This window comes from Amycolatopsis sp. AA4 (assembly GCF_002796545.1).
Taxonomy (GTDB): Bacteria; Actinomycetota; Actinomycetes; order Mycobacteriales; family Pseudonocardiaceae; genus Amycolatopsis.
The window spans coordinates 6,552,703-6,574,185 of the sequence record NZ_CP024894.1; the positions used below are offsets into that span (position 1 = coordinate 6,552,703).

2 protein-coding genes are annotated in these 21,483 nt (G+C 71.1%); both read right to left on the reverse strand.

The features are described 5' to 3' along the window. Window positions 1-242 precede the first annotated feature (242 nt). Complete coding sequence (locus CU254_RS30140; protein WP_009082208.1) at window positions 243-5,627, reverse strand: type I polyketide synthase; 5,385 nt, start codon at window positions 5,625-5,627, stop codon at window positions 243-245. After that, on the reverse strand, window positions 5,624-21,394 hold the full coding sequence (locus CU254_RS30145) for a type I polyketide synthase (RefSeq protein WP_037715265.1): 15,771 nt from the start codon (window positions 21,392-21,394) through the stop codon (window positions 5,624-5,626). Before CU254_RS30145 ends, CU254_RS30140 begins: the two co-directional genes overlap by 4 nt. Window positions 21,395-21,483 lie beyond the last annotated feature (89 nt).

Genomic DNA, 21,483 nt, shown 5'->3' on the forward strand with positions numbered 1-21,483 from the left:
GACGAGATGTCGGCGTGGTGTCACCGCGGGCACCGTGCGGCTTGGGATTGGCACCCAAGAACGTCACGGCGGAGGAGTTCGGTGCCGCAGGTGGATTTGTTGCCTTAACTGCTAACCCGCCACAGCAGTCATCACGGCACGGCTCGGGCGATCGCGCGGATGCCGTCGCCGGAGGAGGCCGGGATTTGCCGCAGTGGGCCTAGGAAGCGATGGGGCCGCCCAGCAGGGCGGCCCCAAAGCGGTTAGCGGGCTTCCAGTTCCTCGTCCAGCAGCGCGAACAGCTCGTCAGCGCTGGCTCCTTCTACCTCCTCGTCGGGAGCCAGCGACGCCAGTACTGCCTTCAGGCGCGTCACCACTCCGGAGACCTCGTCTGGCTCCAGGCCACGTACGACGTCTTCGAGGGCGTCCAACTGGATCTCGACTGCGGACGGGGCACCGTCCGCAACAAGGTGTTCACCCAGCACCTGCACGGACGGGTAGTCGAAGATCAGCGTCGCGGGCAGGCGCATGCCGGTGAGGACGTCCAGGCGGTTGCGCAGTTCGATGGCGGTGAGCGAGTCGAAGCCGAGTTCGATAAAGCCCTTTCTCGGGTCTACTGCGTCTCGGCGTTCGTGGCCCAGGACTACGGCGGCGGTGCCGCAGACCAGGTCAACGGCGGCCCGTACTCGTTCGGCACCGGACAGGCGCAGCACCTGGTTCCAGGAATCGTCGACGACCTCGACTCGGCGGCGGCCTCGGATCAGGCCGCGCAGCATTGCGGGGACGCTGTGGGCGTCGGCGCGCAGGCCCGACATGTCGAGGCGGACCGGCACGAGTGACGGTTGGCCGGCGGCTGCTGTCGCGTCGAAGAGTTCCAGGCCGTCGGCGAAGGACAGGCCGAAAACGCCGGACCGGGCCATGCGGATCAGGTCGGTGTCGGCCAGGTCGCCGGACATGCCGCCTTCGGACCACAGGCCCCAGGCGAGTGAGACGGCTGGCAAACCGCTCGCGGCGCGGTGGTGTGCAAGGGCGTCTAGGAAGACGTTCGCGGCGGAGTAATTGGCTTGGCCCGCGGCGCCCAGGGTTCCGCCTGCCGACGAGTACAGCACGAAGGCGGACAGGTCCAGGGACGCGGTCAGTTCGTGCAGGTGCCACGCGGCGTCGACCTTCGGGCGGAGGACGGCGTCCATCCGTTCCGGGGTCAGCGACAGGAGCACGCCATCGTCGACGACGCCCGCGGTGTGGATTACCGCGGTCAGCGGGTGGGCGGACGGGACGTCGGCGAGGAGGTCCGCGACGGCGTCTCGGGAGGACAGGTCGCAGGCCACCAGGGAGACTGCGGCGCCCAGTTCGGTCAAGGAGGCGACGAACTCGTCGGCTCCGGGAGCGGCGGGGCCGCGACGGCTGGTGACGAGCAGGTGGCGGACGCCGTGTTCGGCGACCAGGTGCCGGGCGATCAGCTGGCCTAGCACGCCGGTGCCGCCGGTGACCAGGACGGTTCCGTCCGGGTCGAAGGCGACGGTGCCGGACGGCACGTATTTTGCCAGGCGGTGCACCAAAACGGCGCCGTCGCGGACTGCGACGCCGGGTTCGTCGGCGTACATCGCGCCGAGGACCGAGCCGATCGGGACCGGGCCGTTGTCCAGGTCTACGACCATGAATCGGTCCGGGTACTCGAGTTGCGCGGTGCGGATCACGCCCCACAGTGCCGCGTGGGTGAGGTCGGGCGCGCCCTCGTCCGGGCGAGTGGCGATCGCACCGGAGGCGACGACGACCAGGCGCGAGGCGGCTAGTACATCCTCGGCGACCCAGGCTTGGGCCAAGGCGAGGAGGTGGTGAACGGCCGCGCGAGCGCCTTCCGGCGTGGCGGTTTCCGGGGCGGCGAAGGGTACGTACACGACGTCTGGGACCAGAGCGCCGTCGTGGATTGCTTCCAGGAGGGCGTTGAGGTCCACATAGGACTCGCCGCCCAGGCCGAAGGCGTCGTTGCCCAGGATCGCGGTCGTGACCGCGGTGACTTCGTCGCCCTGCCATGGGATCCAGTCGACGCGGAAGAGCGAATCGTCCACGGCGGAACGCTCGGCGGCGGCGAACGCGTCGTCGGCGATGGGGCGCAGCGCCAGCGAATCCACGCGGAGCACGGGTGCGCCGGACGCGTCCGTCGCGGTGAGCGAGACGGTGTTCTCGACGTCCGACGAGATCAGCACGCGCAGGTTTGCCGCGCCGCCGGCGTACAGCGAGACGCCGGACCACGCGAAGGGCAGGACTGGCTTGTCCTCGGTCGGGCCGGCGAGGCCGATCGTGTGCAGGGCGGCGTCGAGCAACGCGGGGTGCAAGCCGAATGCGCTGCCGTCGGCGTGCTCGGGCAGCGCGACCTCGGCGGCCAGCACGTCGCCCGCTTGCCAGGCTCGACGCAGGCCGGCGAAAACCGGGCCGTAGTCGAAGCCTTGTGCGGCCAGGTCGTCGTACCGCGAGGTCACGTCGATTTCCGTCGCTCCGGCGGGCGGCCATTCCGCGGTTGCCGCGGACGGTGCACCGGCTGGGGAGAGGCGGCCGCTGCCGTGCTGGGTCCATTCGTCGGCGTCCTCGGGCTGGGAGAAGATTCCCAGCGCTCGGGTGCCGTCGTCTTCCTCCGCGCCGACGGTCACCTGCAGCCGCACCGCGCCGTTTTCCGGCAGAATGAGCGGTGCGGCGAGGGTGAGTTCGTCCACTCGGCCGCAGCCGACCTCGTCGCCCGCGCGGACGGCCAGTTCGACGAACGCCGTGCCGGGGAACAACGCGTTGCCCTGGACGACGTGGTCGGCCAGCCATGGCTGCGCGGCCAGCGAAAGCCGTCCGGTGAGGACGACGCCACCGGAGTCCGCGGTGCCGACCACCGCGCCGAGCAGCGGATGCGCGGCTTCCCGCTGTCCGACCTCGGCCACGCCGCGAGTCCGCGCGCCGGTCGGGTTGTCCAGCCAGTAACGCTTGCGCTGGAAGGCGTAAGTGGGCAACTCGACCACGTGCGCGCCCGGATAGAACGCGGCCCAGTCGACGGGTGCGCCGAGCGTGAACAGGGTCGCGACCGCGGCGGCGGCGGACTCTGCTTCGGCTCGGTCTTTGCGCAGGACAGGGATGAAGGTGGCATTGGCGAGAGTGGCGGCGGTGTTGGCGCTGGCGGCACCGCCCTCGGGCCCGCCCGCCCCTCCCCCCGCCCCAACCCCATCAGCACAGCTCTGTCCCATCGCGGTCAGCACCGCGCTCGGGCCCACCTCGACGTACGTGTCTACCCCGGCCTCGGCCAGCGCGTGCACGCCGTCGGCGAAGCGGACTGCTGCGCGGACCTGGCGCACCCAGTAGTCCGGCGTCGCGACGTTCGCCGAGAGTTCCACTGTGGACACGATGGGCACCGATGGCTCGGAGTACGTCAGCGTGCGCGCCACCGCGGCGAACTCGTCCAGCATCGGGTCCATGAGCGGTGAGTGGAACGCGTGCGACACTCGCAACCGCGAAGTTCGAGCAAATTTCCCAGCAACCGCAAGTACTTCTTCTTCTACTCCCGACAATACCACCGACCTAGGGCCGTTCACGGCGGCGATTCCTACACCATCGGTTAGTAGCGGAAGGACCTCGTCCTCGGTAGCCTGCACCGCAACCATCGCGCCGCCTGCGGGGAGGGCCTGCATCAACCGAGCCCGGGCGACTACCAGTTTTCCGGCATCCGCAAGGGAAAGCACTCCAGCGACGTGCGCGGCGGCGATCTCTCCGACGGAGTGGCCCAGCAGGTAGGCAGGCCGGATGCCCCACGACTCCAAGAGGCGGTACAGCGCGACTTCCACCGCGAACAGAGCGGGCTGCGTGTATCCGGTCTGGTCGAGCCGGTCCGCGTCGGCGAGCAGGGAACGCAAGGGGACGTCCAGGTCCAGCGCAGCGGCGACCTCGTCCAGGGCAGCGGCGAAGACCGGGTACGCAGCGGCCAAGTCGAGACCCATGCCAGCTCGTTGCGCGCCTTGGCCGGTGAAGAGGAAAGCGACGCGACGAGCGGAAGCCACGCCTTCGACCACCGCGGAGGAAGCGCGGCCTGCTGCATAATCGGCCAGCGCACGAGCAGCGGCTTCCCGATCAGCGGCCACCACGCCAGCGCGGTGTTCGTTGAGGGTTCGGGTCGTGGCAAGGGAAAGCCCGACATCAACCGCGGAGCCTGAGGGAGCGAAATCGGCCAGTTGGGCAGCTTGAGCCCGCAGGGCGTCCGGTGAGGGAGCCGAGAGCAGCCAGGTGACCGGGCCGTCCGCGGCGGAAGGTTCAGGGACCGGATCGCCTTGCTCGACAATCACATGGGCGTTCGTCCCGCTGATGCCGAAGGACGAAACGGCAGCCCGCCGGGGACGGTCGGTCGACGGCCACGGCGTCGTTTCGGCCAGCAGCGCGACGGTGCCGTCCGCCCAGTCGACGTGCGGTGAAGGCTCGTCCGCGTGCAGCGTCGGCGGCAGGACCCCTCGCCGGAGTGCCTCCACCATTTTGATGACCCCGCCGACCCCGGCCGCGGCCTGCGTGTGTCCGACGTTCGACTTGAACGAGCCGACATACAACGGGCGCGAAGGAGTAGCGACCTTGCCGTAGGTGGAGATCAGGGCTTGTGCCTCGATCGGGTCCCCTAGCTTGGTGCCGGTCCCGTGCGCTTCCACAGCGTCCACATCGGACAGTTCCAGCGAGGCATCGGCCAGGGCAGCCCGGATTACCCGCTGCTGAGCCGGGCCGTTCGGCACGGTGATCCCGCTGGAAGCACCGTCCGAGTTCACCGCGCTGCCGCGCAGCACCGCGAGCACGTGGTGCCCGTTGCGCCGAGCGTCGGAAAGCCTTTCCAGCAACAGCATTCCGGCGCCTTCAGAACAGCCGACGCCGTCCGCGCCGCTGCCGAAGGCCTTGCAGCGGCCATCAGAGGACAGGCCGTGTTGTTCGCTGAAGTACACGAACATGTCCGGCGTGACCATCACCGTTACGCCGCCCGCCAGCGCCAGCGAGCATTCGCCGCGCCGGAGTGCTTGTGCGGCAAGGTGCATCGCGACCAGCGAGGACGAGCAGGCGGTGTCCACCGACACCGATGGGCCTTCGAGGCCGAGCGTGTACGAGACGCGCCCGGAGATCAGGCTGCCGTCGCTGCTGCCCGCGCCGTAGTCGTGGTACATGACGCCGGTGAACACTCCGGTCGCGCTGCCGCGCAGGGTCGACGGCACGATCCCGGCGCGTTCGACGGCTTCCCACGCGGTCTCGAGCAGCAGCCGCTGCTGCGGGTCCAGCGTAACTGCCTCGCGCGGGCTGATGCCGAAGAACTCCGGCTCGAAATCGGCGGCGTCGTAAAGGAAACCGCCTTCGTTCGAGTACGTCGTGCCCGGCCGGGCGCCGGTCGGGTCGTGCAGGGCGGCGGTGTCCCAGCCGCGGTCGGCCGGGAACTCGCCGATCGCGTCGACCCCGCCGGCCACCAGGTCCCACAGCTGCGCGGGCGTGGTCACCCCGCCGGGGTACCGGCAGCCCATGCCGATGATCGCGATCGGCTCGGACTGCCGGGCGGCCATCCGCTGGTTGTCCGCACGGAGCCGTTCGTTGTCCGTCATGGACTGCCGCAGCGCGGCGACGATCTGCTCGGTCGAAGGAGCGGACTTGTCGGTCACTGGGATTCACCCCGTTCGTCGGTGCCGCCCATCGCGGAGCGGACCAGGTCGGCCAGGTCCATCGAGGCGACTGCCGCCGCCGCGTCGTCGGTGCCGTTCAGTTCTTCTTCAACCGGAACCGCGGGAGCGGGAGCCAGTTCGGACAGCAGGTGCCGGGCCAGCGGCAGCGGGCTCGGGTAGTCGAAGATCAGCGTCGCGGGCAGCCGCAGCCCGGTCGCGGCGCCGAGCCGGTTGCGCAGCTCCAGCGCGGCGAGCGAGTCGATGCCCAGGTCGGTGAAGCCCTTTTCGACCCCGACCGCGGACGCGTCGTCGTATCCGAGGACTGCCGCCGTGTGCTCGCACACCAGGTTCAGCGCCGCCGAGTCCCGCTCGTCCGCCGGGAGCGTGGCGAGCTTGTCGGCGAACCCGGGCTCCGGTGCGGCCGTCGAGGCAACAGCGGCCCGCCGAGGTACAGCAGTGACGAGCCCCTTCAGCAGCGCCGAAGCACGGTCGGCGTCCTTCAGGTCGAGCTTCACCGGCACCAACACCGCCGACGAAGCAGCCAGAGCGGCATCGAACAGCTCCAACCCCTCAGCCGCAGACAGCTCCGCGACCCCGGAACGGGCGATGTGCGCCAGGTCCACCTCGCCGTCGGTGCCTTCCCACGGACCCCACGCGAGCGACGTCGCCGGGAGGCCGAGCGAAGCCCGGTGCTCGGCAAGCGCGTCCAGGAACACGTTCCCAGCCGCGTAGTTCGCCTGCCCCGCCGCGAGCAGCAGACCGCCCGCAGAGGAGTAGAGGACGAACGCCGCCAGGTCCCGCGTAGCCGTCAGCTCGTGCAGGTTCCAGGCCGCATCCACCTTGGGCCGCAACACGTTCTCGACCTGCTCCGGCGTCAACGCGCTCAGCACCGCGCTGTCCATCTGCCCGGCCGCGTGCACCACGGCGGTGAGCCGCGGCAGCGTGTCGAGCAGTTTCGCCAGTGCGTCCCGGTCGGTGACGTCACACGCGGCGACAGTCACCTTCGCCCCCGAGCCGGCCAGTTCGTCGACCAGCTCTTGCGCCCCGGCCGCTTCGAGACCGCGCCGGCTGGTCAAGACCAGGTCACGCGCACCTCGAGCAACCAGGTGCCGCGCCAGCAATCCGCCGAGCAGGCCCGCACCGCCGGTGATCAGCACCGTGCCGTCCGGGTCCCATTCGACCGGCTCGCCGACCTCGGTGACCCGGGTCAGCCGCGGTACGCGCACCTCGCCGTTCCGCACCCGGGCCTCCGGTTCGCCGGACGCGACGACCGCGGGCAGCGCCCGAGCCGACTCTGCCGAAGCGTCGAGGTCCACGACCTGGATCCGGCCGGGGTTCTCCGCCTGCGCGGCCCGCACCAGACCCCAGACCGGAGCCTGCACCAGCTCGCCGCGGGTGACCACGACCAGCTTGCCGTCCCCGGCCGACAGCCAGTTCTGCAAGTGCCGCAACGTTTCCTGCACGACCTGGTGCACCTGAGAAGGCACCGAGCCAGAGCCCGAACCGACCGGCAGCACCAGCACCTCCGCCTCGACCGGCTCCGCCTTCAACGGCACGCCCAGACCGAGATCGTCGGTACCGAGCACAGCCCAGCCATCCAGCGAAGGCACCAACCGAACGCCCGAAGCAGGCTGCCATTCGATCCGGTACAGCGAGTCCGGCACCTTCGCGCCGAGCTGCCCCTCCGACACCGGCCGCGTGACCAGCGAAGCGATCTGGGCCACCGGAGCACCCGCGGCGTCGGCCAGGTCGAGCGACGAGCCGCTGTCGGTCTTCCGGACCCGCACCCGCAGCGCGGTCGCGCCGCTGGCCTGCAGCGACACCGAGTTCCACGCGAACGGGATGGTCGTCTCGGTCAGCGCCTTCGGACCGCCCGGGACCAGGAAGTCCGTCGCGCCGAGTGCCGAGTCGAGCAGACCCGGGTGCAGGCCGAACTCGTTCGCGGCGGTGCCGTCTGGCAGCGCGACCTCGGCGTACACCTCGCCTTCGCGGATCCAGATCGCCCGCAGGTTGCGGAACGTCGGCCCGTAGCCGAAGCCGAGCCCGGCCAGGTCGTCGTACAACCCGGTCAGGTCGACCGATTCCGCCCCGGACGGCGGCCACTCAGCCAGCGAGAAGTCCGCCGCCGCACCGTTGGCCAGAGTGCCCGCGGCGTGCTGGACCCAGCCCGCCTCGGTCCGCGAGTGCACCGACAGCTCCCGGCGACCGCTGCCGTCCGGCGCGCTGATGACCACGCGCAGGTCGACCCCGTCCTCCGGCAGCAGCAACGGCGCCTGCTGCGTCAGCTCCTCCAGGAGGTTGCAGCCGACCTGATCGCCAGCGTGCACCGCCAGCTCGACGTACGCGGTGCCGGGCAGCATCGTCCGCCCCATCACCACGTGGTCGGCCAGCCACGGCTGCGTCGCGACCGACAGCCGTCCGGTCAGCACCGCGCCGCCGTCCGGCAGTTCCACCAGCGCGCCCAGCAGCGGGTGCCCAGCGGACTGTGCGCCCAACGTGCTGACGTCGCCGGTCGGCTTCGTCGCGTCGAGCCAGTACGACTTGTTCTGGAACGCGTAGGTCGGCAAGTCCACAGTGGACGCGCCCTGGCCGGCGAACAGCGCCTTCCAGTCGATCTTCGCGCCCCGGGAGAACAGCGTCGCCAGCGCGGTGAACACGGTCGGCACCTCGGCCCGGCCGCGGCGCATCGCGGGCACCTGGACGACGCGGTCCGGCCGGTCGGCGACCGCGGTGTCGCATTCGCGAGCCATCCCGGTGAGCACCGCGTCCGGTCCCAGTTCCACGAACCGGGTCACGCCCGCGGCCAGCAGCGTGTCGACGCCGTCGGCGAACCGGACCGCTTCCCGCACGTGGCCCACCCAGTACTGCGGCGAGCACAGCTCGGCGGCGGTCGCGATCTTGCCGGTCACGTTCGACACCACCGGGATCGACGGCGCGGAGTAGGTCAGTTTCTCCGCCACCACCGAGAACTCGGCCAGCATCGGCTCCATCAGCGACGAGTGGAACGCGTGCGACACGACCAGCTGCTTCGTCCGGCGACCGGCTTCCTTGAAGGCCGCCATCGCAACCCGCACCGCGTCTTCCGGCCCCGAGATGACCACCGACCGCGGTCCGTTCACCGCCGCGATGTCCACCCCGTCAGGCAGGGAGGCACGCACCTCCTCTTCGGTGGCCGCGATCGCCGCCATCGTCCCGCCGGTCGGCAGCGCCTGCATCAACCGGCCGCGAGCGGCGACCAGCGAGCAGGCGACGGCCAGCGAGAACACTCCGGAGACGTGTGCCGCGGCCAGTTCGCCGATCGAGTGCCCGGCGACGTAATCCGGCGTGACACCCCAGGATTCGACCAGCCGGTACAGCGCGACCTCGATCGCGAACAACGCGCATTGCGTGTACGCGGTTTGGTTGAGCAGCGGCGAGTCTTCCCAGATGACCTGCTTGAGCGGGGTCTCCAGCTCGGCGTCGAAGAGTCCGCAAATCTCGTCGAACGCTCCGGCGAAGGCCGGGAACGCGTCGTACAGCCCGCGTCCCATGCCCGGCTGCTGCGCGCCCTGTCCGGTGAACAGGAACGCCGTCAGGTCGGCCACGCTGACCGTCCCGGCCACGGTGCCCGCCGGGGTGCGGCCGTCGGCCAGCCCGTCGAGCGCCTTCAACGCCGCTTCACGGTCGGCCGCCAGGACCACCGCGCGGTGGTCGAGTGCGGCGCGGCCGGTGGCGAGCGAGTACCCGATGTCGGTCAGGCTGACGTCCGGGTTGGCCCGCAGGTGCGCGGCCAGCCGGGCGGCCTGGTCGGCGAGCGCCGGGGCGACCGAACCGGCCAGCGGCAACGGGATCGCCGGGAGTTCCGGTGCGGTGCGCCGGGTTTCGGCGGCGGGAGCGGGCGGGGCCTCCTCGATGATTATGTGCGCGTTGGTGCCGCTGATGCCGAACGACGAGACGCCGGCGCGCCGCGGGTGTCCGTTCGGCAGCCACGGCCGAGGCTCGGTGAGCAGTTCGATGTTGCCGGTGGTCCAGTCGACGACCGGCGACGGTGCGTCCACGTGCATCGTCTTCGGCAACATGTTGTGCCGCAACGCTTGCACGACCTTCATCACGCCAGCCGCGCCACCGGACGCTTGCGCGTGCCCGATGTTCGACTTCACCGACCCCAGGTACAGCGGCCGTTCGCGGTCCTGGCCGTAGGTGGCCAGCAGCGCCTGCGCCTCGATCGGGTCGCCCAGCTTGGTGCCCGAACCGTGCGCCTCGACCGCGTCCACATCGGACGGCTTCAACCCACCCGCGGCGAGGGCCGCGTGGATCACGCGTTCCTGCGACGGGCCGTTCGGGGCGGTCAGGCCGTTGGACGCACCGTCCTGGTTGACCGCGCTCGACCGGACCACCGCGAGCACTTCGTGGCCGTTGCGCTGCGCGTCGGACAGCCGCTCCAGCAGGAGCAGACCTGCGCCTTCAGCCCAGCCGACGCCGTCGGAAGCCGCGGAGAACGACTTCGACCGGCCGTTGGGCGACAGCACGCCCTGCCGGCTGGAGTCGACAAAGAGATCCGACTGCGACAGCACCGTGACCCCGCCGGCCAGCGCCAGCCCGCACTCCCCCGCCCGCAGCGCCTGCACCGCGAGGTGCAGCGTGACCAGCGAGGACGAGCACGCGGTGTCGACCGTCATGCTCGGGCCCTCGAGACCGAGCAGGTAGGAGATCCGGCCGGAGACGACCGCGCCGGAGCTGCCGTTCGGGATGTATGCGGCGATGTCGGCCGGTGCGCCCGGGGCGCGGCTGCCGTAGTCGTCGTACATCGCGCCGGTGAAGACGCCGGTCAGGCTGCCGCGCAGCGCGGTCGGGTCGATCCCGGCGCGTTCGATGGCCTCCCACGCGGTTTCCAGCAGGAGCCGCTGCTGCGGGTCCATCGCCATCGCCTCGCGCGGGCCGATGCCGAAGAACGCCGGGTCGAACTCCGCCGCGTCGTGCAGGAAGCCGCCCTGGTTCGCGTACGTCTTGCCGCGTTTGCCGCGTTCCGGGTCGTAGATGCCCTCGACGTCCCAGCCGCGGTTGGTCGGGAAGCCGGAGACCGCGTCGACCTCGTCGACCAGCAGCTGCCACAGGTCCTCCGGCGACCGCACGCCGCCGGGGTAGCGGCAGGCCATGCCGACGATCGCGATCGGTTCCTGCATCGACGCGTTCGTCCGGGCCGTCGTCGCCGGGGTCTTCGCGACCGCGCCGAGCAGCTTGCCCTTCACGAAGTCCGCGACGGCCTTGGCGGTCGGGTGGTCGAAGATCAGCGTCGCGGGCAGCGTCAGGCCGGTCGCGGTGCCGAGAAGGTTGCGGAGTTCGACCGCGGCGAGCGAGTCGAAGCCCAGTTCCTTGAACGCCCGCGTTCCGTCCACTTCGGACTTGTCCGCGTAGCCGAGCACGGTGGCCACCTGCGTGCGGACGAGGTCGAGCAGCACCCGGTCCCGTTCGCTTTCGACCAGCGCGGCCAGTTCGTCGGCGAGCGCGTTGTCCGCTGCCTTGGCCGCCTTCGCCACGCGACGTGCCTTCGGCGGCACGAAACCACGCAGCAGCGCGGGCAGTTCGTCGGTGCGTGCTCGCAGTGCCGGAACGTCCACGCGAAGCGGGGCGATGACCGCGTCTTCAGTGGCCACGGCGGCGTCGAACAGGGCGAGACCCTGCTCGGCAGTCACCGCGGGCAGGCCGAGGCGGGCCATCCGGGCGAGGTCGGCTTCGGCGAGGTCGCCGCCGAGTCCGGTGTTCTCCGCCCACAGACCCCAGGCCAGCGCGGTCGCCGGAAGCCCGGCCGCGCGCCGGTGTTCGGCGAGCCCGTCGAGGAACGCGTTGGCCGCGGCGTAGTTCGCCTGTCCGGCCGGGAGCACCTGGCCGCCCGCCGAGGAGAACAGGACAAACGCGGAGAGCTGCCGGTCAGCGGTCAGCTCGTGCAGGTGCCAGGCCGCGTCGACCTTCGGCCGCAGCACCGCCGCAAGCTGCTCCGCGGTGAGCGAGTCGAAGACGCCGCTGTCGGCGGTACCGGCGGCGTGCACCACCGCGCCGAGGTCCGGCAGGCCGTTGAGCAGCTGCTCGACCGACGCGCGGTCAGCAACGTCGCAGGCCGCCACCTGGACGGTCGCGCCCAGGTCGGACAGCTCTTCGGCCAGCTGCGCGGCACCCGGTGCGTCGAGACCGCGACGGCTCGTGAGCACGAGGCTCTGCACGCCGTGCTCGGCCACCAGGTAACGCGCCAGCAGGCTGCCGAGACCGCCGGTGCCACCGGTGATCAGGACCGTGCCGTCCCAAGCCGTGGTGCCAGTCGTTTCGGTGCGGGTGTAGCGCGGAGCGAGCACCGAACCAGCACGGATCGCCGCTTCCGGCTCGCCCGAGGCGACCACCGCGGCGATCGTCTCGACCGTAGCGGCTGTGCTGGACTCGTCAGCGTCGATCAGGAACACGCGTCCGGGGTGCTCGGCTTGCGCCGCCCTGGCGAGGCCCCACAGCAGACCCTGCGTGACGTCCACAGTGGACTCGCCAGCGGGGACCGCCGACTGCGTGACGATGGCGAGTTTCGTGTCCGTCAAGCGCGATTCAGCTAGCCACGCCTGGATCTCGGCGAGCAACCACGTCGCGTTGGCGCGCGCCGCTTCCGGCACCGTGCCATCCGCAGTGGGCACCGAGAGCGTCACGATTCCGGGCACCGGCTCGCCGCGGTCGACCGCACCGAGCAGGTCCGCGAACCCGCTGTAGGTGGCGGCCACGCCGACTCGGCCACGGCCGATCGCGACGACATCGCCCGGCTCCGCGGCCGGGACCGGCGCGGACTGCCAGCCGATCTTGAGCAGCGAACCGTCCGTGGTCTCCGCCTGCGCGGCCAGCTCAGTCCGCACTGGCCGCGAGACCAGCGACTCGACCGACGCGACCGGATTGCCTTCGCCGTCCGCGACCTCGATCGAGGACAGTTCGTCGCCGTCCAGCCGGACAATCCGCACGCGCAGCACCGAAGCGCCGACTGCGTGCAGGGTGACGCCGTTCCAGACGAACGGGAGCAGCGTCGAACCGCTCGGGTCGCCGAGGAGGTCGGCGTGCATCGCGGTGTCGAGCAGCGCCGGGTGCAGGCCGTAGGAACCCGCCGTGGACGCGGCCGGTTCCGGCAGCGAGACCTCGGCGAACACCTCGTTGCCGCGCCGCCACGCGGCCTGGAGGCCCTGGAACGCCGGACCGTAGCCGTAACCGCGCTCGTTGAGCCGATCGTAGGCGCCGTCGACCGGGATCGGGGTCGCGCCCGCCGGCGGCCATTCGGTGAGGCCAGCGGGTTCCGGCCGGGCGGTGGCGGACAGCGTGCCCAGCGCGTGCTGGGTCCAGTCGCCGTCCGATTCGACCGGACGGGAGAACACAGTGACCGGGCGGCGGTCGCCGTTCGCGGGTCCGACCACGACCTGCAGCGCGACCGCGCCGTCCGGCGGCAGGATGAGCGGTGCCTGCAGCGTCAGCTCCTCCACCGTCGGGTGGCCCACCTGGTCGCCGGCGGCGACCGCCAGTTCGACGAATCCGGTGCCGGGCACCAGGATCGCGCCCTTCACCACGTGGTCGGCGACCCACGGCACCGAAGCCGCGGACAACCGTCCAGTGAGGACAGTGGTGTCCGAACCGGACACAGCCACGACCGCACCCAGCATCGGGTGCGCCAGCGGCTGCTGACCGACCGAAGTGACGTCGCCGGACGGAGTCGCGTCGAGCCAGTAACGCTTGTGCTGGAAGGCGTACGTCGGCAGGTCGAGCCGGACCGGGCCGTCGCCGAGCAGCGGGCCGAGCTTCACCGCGCCGCGGATGTGCAGGCGACCGGCCGCGGCGAGCGCGGTGCGCACCTCGTCCTGGTCGCGCCGTCCAAACGGGACGAACTCCGCGTCGACGCTCTGCGGCCCGAGCGCGGACAGCACGCTGTCCGGCCCGATCTCCAGGAACGTCTGGACTCCGCTCTCCGCCAGAGCCGTGACCGCAGCACCGAAACGGACGGTCTCGCGGACGTGGGTGACCCAGTATTCCGGCGAACGCAGCTCGTCGTCGGTGGCGAGTTTCCCAGTGACCGTCGAGACAATCGGGATCTTCGGTGCGTCGTAAGCCAGGCCAGCCGCGATCTCACGGAACTCGTCGAGCATCGGCGTCATCAGCGGCGAGTGGAACGCGTGGCTCACGCGCAACCGTCGCGTCTGGACATCGCCAGCCGCCCGCTCGATCTCGGCGACCACATCCGCGTCGCCCGAGACGACCACCGCGGCCGGACCGTTGACTGCGGCGATGCTGACCGCGTCCTCGTGGCCCTGCAGCAGTTCGCGAACCGCGGCTTCGGTCGCGGAGAACGAGACCATCGCGCCGCGCCGGTCGTTCAGCGCACCCATCAACCGGCCGCGCGCGGCAACCAGTTTCGCTGCGTCCTCAAGGGAAAGCACACCCGCGACGTGGGCCGCGGCCAGCTCGCCGATCGAGTGCCCAGCGAGCGCATCGGGCCGGAAGCCCCACGACTCGGCGAGCCGGAACAGCGCGACCTCCACCGCGAAAAGCCCGGTCTGCGTGTACTGCGTCTGATCCAGCAGACCGCGGTCGGCGAGTTCGGTGGTGCCGAACACGACGTCTCGCAGCGGCACGTCAACCAGCGGGTCGATGGCCGCGCACACCGCGTCGAACGCCGTCGCGAAGGCCGGGTACGCGTCGTACAGTTCGCGTCCCATGCCGACTCGCTGCGCGCCCTGGCCGGAGAACAGGAAGGCGAGCTTCCCGTCCACAACCTGCCCGGTCGGCGCGTCTCCACCCGCCAACGCGTCGAGTCCGTCGGCGAGTTCTGCCGCAGTCTCGGCGACCACCACCGCGCGGTGTTCCAGCGAGGCGCGGGTCGCAGCCAGCGAACGCGCGATCTCCGCGACGGAAACGCCTTCAGCGAGCCAAGAACGCAGCCGCGCCGCCTGTCCGCGCACCGCAGCGGCGGATCGGCCGGACAGCGCGACCGGAACGATCGTCTGCGTCTCCGAAGGCCGCTCGACCGGGATCGCCGGCGCCTGCTCCAGGATGACGTGCGCGTTCGTGCCGCTGATGCCGAACGACGACACCGCGGCGCGGCGCGGCCGGTCGACCTGCCACTCGCGCGCTTCGGTCAGGAGCCGGACCGCGCCGGTCTCCCAGTCGACCACAGTGGACGGACGATCGACGTGCAGCGTCTGCGGCAACTGGCCGTGCTGCATCGCCATGACCATCTTGATGATGCCCGCGACGCCCGCCGCGGCCTGCGTGTGCCCGATGTTGGACTTGATCGACCCGAGCCACAGCGGCTGGTCCCCGGAACGGTCCTGACCGTAGGTGGCCAGCAATGCCTGCGCCTCGATCGGGTCGCCCAGCGTGGTGCCGGTGCCGTGCCCCTCGACCGCGTCCACTTCGGACGGCTGCAGACCAGCGTCCGCGAGAGCCTTGGCGATCACCCGCTGCTGCGAAGGACCGTTCGGCGCGGTAAGGCCGTTCGACGCGCCGTCGTGGTTCACCGCGGAACCGCGCAGGACCGCGAGTACCGGGTGCCCGTTGCGGCGAGCGTCGGACAGCCGCTCGACGAGCAGCATGCCCGCGCCCTCACCCCAGCCGGTACCGTCCGCCGCTTCGGCGAACGCCTTGCACCGGCCGTCGGCGGAAAGCCCGCGCTGCCGGCTGAAGTCGATGAAAGTGTCCGGAGTGGACATTACCGTGACGCCGCCGGCCAGCGCCAGCGTGCACTCGCCACGCCGCAGCGCCTGCACTGCCCAGTGCAGCGCGACTAGCGAAGACGAGCACGCGGTGTCCACCGTGACGGTCGGGCCTTCCAGCCCCAGCGCGTAGGAAACGCGACCGGACACGACGCTGGCGAGGCTGCCGTTGCCGAGGTAACCCGCGATGTCGTCGGAAACCGTGCCGAGGCGGGTGCCCCAGTCGTGATACATCACGCCGGCGAACACGCCGGTCGCGCTGCCGCGCAGGCCGACCGGGTCGATTCCGGCCCGCTCGAACGCTTCCCACGAGACCTCGAGCAGGAGCCGCTGCTGCGGGTCCATCGCCGCCGCCTCACGCGGGCTGATCTCGAAGAAGTCCGCGTCGAACTCGGCCGCGTCGTGCAGGAAGGCTCCGTGCTTGACGTACGAGTGGCCGGGCTTGCCGGGCTCCGGGTCGTACAGCGAGTCGACGTTCCAGCCGCGGTCGACCGGGAAGCCGGACAGCGCCTCCTCGCCCTCGGACACGAGCCGCCACAGGTCTTCCGGCGTCGCGACGCCGCCCGGGTAGCGGCACGCGATGCCGACAATGGCGATCGGCTCCTCCGGATCCACCGTGGTCACCGGGGTGATCGTGCGCGTCGGAGCCAGTCCGGCCAGCCGCGACGCCAGGTACTCGGCGAGCGCACGCGGCGTCGGGTAGTCGAACACCAGCGTCGCGGGCAGCCGCATTCCGGTGACCGAGTCGAGGATGTTGCGCAGTTCCACCGCGGCCAGCGAGTCGAACCCGATCTCGCCGAACGGGCGGGCCGGGCTGATCGCGTCCGCGCTGTCGTGACCGAGCACAGCGGCGACGTGCGTGCGCACCAGGTCGAGCAGCGCGCGGTCACGGTCAGCCTCGGCGAGGTGCGCGAACCGCTCGGCGAACTGCTGCTCGGGCGTCACTTCCCCGCTGGCGACCGCGATCCGGCGACGACCGGCGGGAACGAGCCCGCGCAGCACCGCCGGAACGTCCTCGCCACGCGACCGCAGCGCAGCCCGGTCAACGCGTGTCGGCACGATGGTCGGAACGCCGGTGCCGAGCGCGGCGTCCAGGGCGGCAAGGCTTTCCGAGACGGTCAGCGGAGCCAACCCCAGCCGCGTGATGCGGTTGCGGTCCACTTCGGACAGTGTCGCGCCCATGCCGATCGCCTGTCCGGCGTCGGGGGCCCACAGACCCCACGCCAGCGACGTCGCGGGCAGGCCAGCGGCGTGCCGGTGTTCGGCCAGCGCGTCGAGGAACGTGTTGCCCGCGGCGTAGTTCGCCTGCCCGGCCCCGTCGGCGAGACCCGCCGAGGAGGAGAACAGGACAAACGCCGACAGGTCCAGCTCCGCGGTCAGCTCGTGCAGCGCCCACGCGGCGTCGAGCTTCGGGGCCAGCACCGCGTCGAGCTGCTCGGCGGTCAGCGAGCCGATCATCGCGTTGTCGAGCACGCCAGCGGTGTGCACGACAGCCGACAGCGGGTGCTCGGCCTTCTTGATCGCGGCCGACAGGGAACGCTTCTTGCTGACGTCCGCGCCGACCACCTTCGCGGTCGCGCCCAGCTCCGCCAGCTCTTCGACCAGCTCGGCGGCGCCCGGCGCGTTGAGCCCACGACGGCTGAGCAGCAGCAGGCTGCGGACGCCATGCTTCGTGACCAGGTGTTTCGCGACCTGGGCACCGAGACCACCGGTGCCGCCGGTGATCAGCACCGTGCCGTCGGCACGCCAGGTCGGCTCCCCGGCTTCGGCGACCAGCCGAACCATCCGTCCGGCCGAAACCGTGTCCCCGTCGATGCGCAGCTCCGGCTCGCCCGAGCCCAACGCGGTCGCCAGGGTCGCTGCCGTGGCCGCGCCCTCCACGAGGACCACGCGACCGGGGTGCTCGGCCTGCGCAGAACGCACCAGACCGCGGACGGCGGAGTCGGCGAGCGTGCCGCGCGTCAGCACCACCAAACGAGACGAGCTGTAGCGGTCGCCTTCCAGCCACTGCTGCAGCACAGTCCGCACGCGGTGCGCGGTCTGCTTCGCAGCGGCGGCGATGTTCTTGCCCGGAACGGAAACCGGCAGCAGCACGACCTCGGGTACGTCGACCAGCGACACCAGCGAATCGACCACCGGAACGTCGAACCCGCTGACCGAGCCCAGCGAAGCCAGCGTCGGCAGCTCCGCCGACGCAGTGACCGGCGTCCATTCGACGGTGTACAGCAGGTCGCGCGCCTGAGTGCCGAGGTCGGCTTCGCGAACCGGCCGCGAGCGGAACGACTCGACGGACAGCACCGGCGTACCGGCCACATCCGTCACATCGATCGAGACGCCACCGGTGGCCGGGGACGTGATCCGCACCCGGACCTCGGTCGCGCCGGAAGCGTGCAGCCGCACGCCGGTCCACGCGAACGGCAACCGGATCTCGTCCGGCTCGCGTGCCTCGCCCGGAGCAAAGTCGGTGGCGTGCAGGACCGCGTCCAGCAGCGCTGGGTGAACGCCGAACGCCGCGTCACGTCCGGTCGCGGGCAGCGCGACCTCGGCGAACACGACATCGTCGCGCTTCCACGCGGTACTCAGGCCTTGGAAGAGCGGGCCGTAGCCGTAACCCTGTTCAGCCAGTTCGGAGTACAGCTCGCTCGTCGCGACCACCTCGGCACCGGCGGGCGGCCATTCGCCGCGCGGCGCGGGCTCGACCACCGGGCCAGCGGCGAGGACACCGATGGCGTGCCGCGTCCAGGCCGCGTCGGCGTCGTGGTCAGGCCGGGAGTGGAATTCGATGGTGCGGCGGCCGTCGACGTCCGGGCCGACCAGCGTCTGCAGTGCGACGCCACCGGTCTCCGGCAGCGCGAGCGGAGCCTGCAGCGTCAGCTCGTCAACCACGCCATAACCAACCTGGGCAGCGGCGTGCAGAGCCATCTCGACGAACGCGGTGCCCGGCAGGACCGGGGTGCCGGCGATCGCGTGGTCGGCCAGCCACGGGTGCGTCCGGAGCGCGACGCGGCCGGTGAGGACCAGGCCGTCGTCGCCCGCCAGGCCGATCTCGGCGGCGAGCAGCGGATGCCCGGAAGCAAGCTGGCCGAAGTCGGCCGCGTCGCCGTGGCCGGTCGGCGCGGTGAGCCAGTAGTGCTTGTGCTGGAAGGCATACGTCGGCAAGTCGACCACCTGCGCCGAGCCGAAGAACGCCGTCCAGTCGATCGCCGTGCCGCGGGTGTGCAGGCGGCCGAGCGCGGTCGCGAGGGTGGCGACCTCGGGCCGGTCGCGGCGCTGCGCGGGAGTGAACGCGATGGCGTCGCTGACGCCGGCGGCCATCGCCGACAACACGGCGTCCGGGCCGACCTCGACCGCGGTCGTCACGCCGGCGTCGACCAAGGCCTGGACGCCATCGGCGAACCGCACCGCGCGGCGGACGTGCCACAGCCAGTACCCCGGCGAGCAGAGCTCTTCGGCGGTCGCGATCCGGCCGGTCACGTTCGAGACCACCGGGATCGTCGGGGCCGCGTAGTCGACCACCTCGAGGATCTCGCGGAACTCGGCCAGCATCGGCTCCATCAGCGGCGAGTGGAACGCGTGCGACACGCGCAGCTCGCTGACCTTGCGGCCCTGCATGCGGAACACCGACACGACGGTTTCCACCGCTTCGCGCTCGCCGGAAACGACGACCGACGTCGGACCGTTCACCGCGGCCAGGCTGACCTGGTCGCCCAGCAGCGGCTGGACCTCGTCCTCGGTCGCCGCGATGGCGACCATCGCCCCTCCTTCCGGAAGCGCCTGCATGAGCCGCCCACGAGCAGCGACGACCAGGCACGCGTCGGCGAGCGACCACACGCCCGCGATGTGCGCGGCGGCGAGTTCGCCGATCGAGTGGCCGAGCAGAATGTCCGGCCGCACGCCCCACGATTCGAGCAGCCGCGCCAACGCGACCTCGACGGCGAACAGCGCGCACTGCGTGTACTGCGTCTCGTTCAACTCCTCGGCGTTGTCACCGAAGAGAACGTCGCGCAGCGGGGTCTCCATCTGCACGTCAAGGTGGTCGACAGCCTCGTCGAAGACCTCGGCGAACTTCGGGTACGCCAGGTACAGCTCACGTCCCATCGCGAGCCGCTGCGAACCCTGGCCGGTGAACAGCATCGCGAGCTTGCCCGGCGTGCGCTCGCCGACCACGACGTTCGGGTCCTGCTCGCCCGCCGCCAACGCCTGCAATCCGCGCACGGCCTCGGCGACGTTATCCGCAACAACCACAGCGCGCTGGTCGTGCGCGGCGCGCGTGGTGGCGAGCGAGAAGCCGAGGTCGGTCAACTGCTGGGATTCCACAGTGGACAGAAGCGCGGCCGCCTGTGCCTTCAGCGCTTCCTCACTGCGTGCCGAAACAACGAGCGGGACGACCGGCAGCTCGTCACTCGTGGTCTCCGCCTTTTCGACGGCCGGAGCCTGCTCGATGATGACGTGCGCGTTGGTCCCGCTGACGCCGAACGACGAAACGCCAGCGCGGCGCGGACGTTCGCTCTCCGGCCATTCCCGCTGCTCGGTCAGCAGTTCGACGGAACCCGCGGTCCAGTCGACGTGCGGCGTCGGCTCGTCCACGTGCAGCGTCTTCGGCAGTACGCCGTGCCGCATCGCCTCGACCATCTTGATCACGCCCGCGACACCCGCCGCGGCCTGCGTGTGCCCGATGTTCGACTTGATCGACCCGAGCAGCAGCGGCGTTTCGCGGTCCTGCCCGTAGGTGGACAGCAGCGCCTGTGCCTCGATCGGGTCGCCGAGCCGAGTACCGGTGCCATGTGCCTCGACCGCGTCCACATCGGACGCTTCCAGGCCAGCGTCGGCCAGCGCGCGCTTGATCACGCGCTGCTGCGACGGACCGTTCGGCGCGGTAAGGCCGTTCGACGCGCCGTCCGAGTTGATCGCCGACCCCCGGACCACCGCGAGCACAGTGTGTCCATTCGCGACCGCATCGGAAAGCCGTTCCAGCACCAGGACACCAACACCTTCGGCGAACCCGGTGCCATCCGCGGCGGCCGCGAATGCCTTGCACCGACCGTCTTCCGCGAGACCACGCTGACGGCTGAAGGCAGTGAATGTACCCGGCGCGCCCATCACCGCGACGCCACCGGCCAGCGCGAGCTGAGTTTCGCCACGCCGCAACGCCTGCACCGCCAAGTGCAGCGCGACAAGCGAACCGGAGCAAGCGGTGTCAACGGTCAGCGTCGGCCCTTCCAGACCGAGCGCGTAGGCGACGCGACCGGAGACGACGCTGGGCGCGTTGCCGGTGAGCAGGTATCCGTCGAGACCGTCCGGAGCTTCGTGCAGTCGCGGGCCGTACTCCTGCGCCTCGGCACCGATGAACACGCCGCCCGGGGTGCCGCGCAGCGTGGACGGGTCGATCTTGGCCCGTTCCAACGCTTCCCACGCGGTCTCCAGCACAAGCCGCTGCTGCGGGTCCATCGCGGACGCTTCACGCGGCGCGATGCCGAAGAACCCGGCGTCGAATCCCCCGGCACCGGGCAGGAATCCGCCCGAGGTGACGTAACTGCTGCCCGGCTTGTCGGGGTCCGGGTCATACAGGCTGTCGAGGTCCCAGCCGCGGTCCTCCGGGAAGCCGGAGATGGTGTGCACCTCGTCGGCGACCAGCTGCCACAACGCTTCCGGCGACACCGCGCCGCCGGGATAACGGCAGCCGATGCCCACGATCGCGACCGGTTCGTCGTTCGCGCCCGCCGCGGCCAGCACCGCGACGGACTCCTCCGCGCCGAACACCTCGGCGTGCAGGAAACGGGCGACCGCGGCCGGGGTCGGATAGTCGAAGGCCAGCGTCACCGGCAGGTCCAGCCCGGTCGCGTCGGTCAGCTGCGCGTGCAGCTCCACCGCGGCGAGCGAGTCGAAACCGTGGTCGGAGAACGCCTTCTCCGGGTCGAGGACGGAGGGAACCTCGGGCAGCGCGGCCCGCAGCGCCGCCCGCGTCGCGTCGTGGACCACGCCGGCGAGGAACCCCGCGCGGTCCGCCGGCGGCAGAAGCGTCAGCCGCTCCGCGAAGCCGGATTCCCGATTCTTCTCACTCTCACGCATTGCGCACTCCACCGCGGTAGCCAGGCAGCATTCATGGGTCGTCGGTCGGATCGTAGGACGGGCTCGCGCCGCGCCGGATCCCCAGAAAA

What these genes read in the sequence shown, in the direction of transcription:
- CU254_RS30145 (WP_037715265.1), bottom strand. Translation starts at nt 21,394, where the DNA reads ATGCGTGAGAGTGAGAAGAATCGGGAATCCGGCTTCGCGGAGCGGCTG.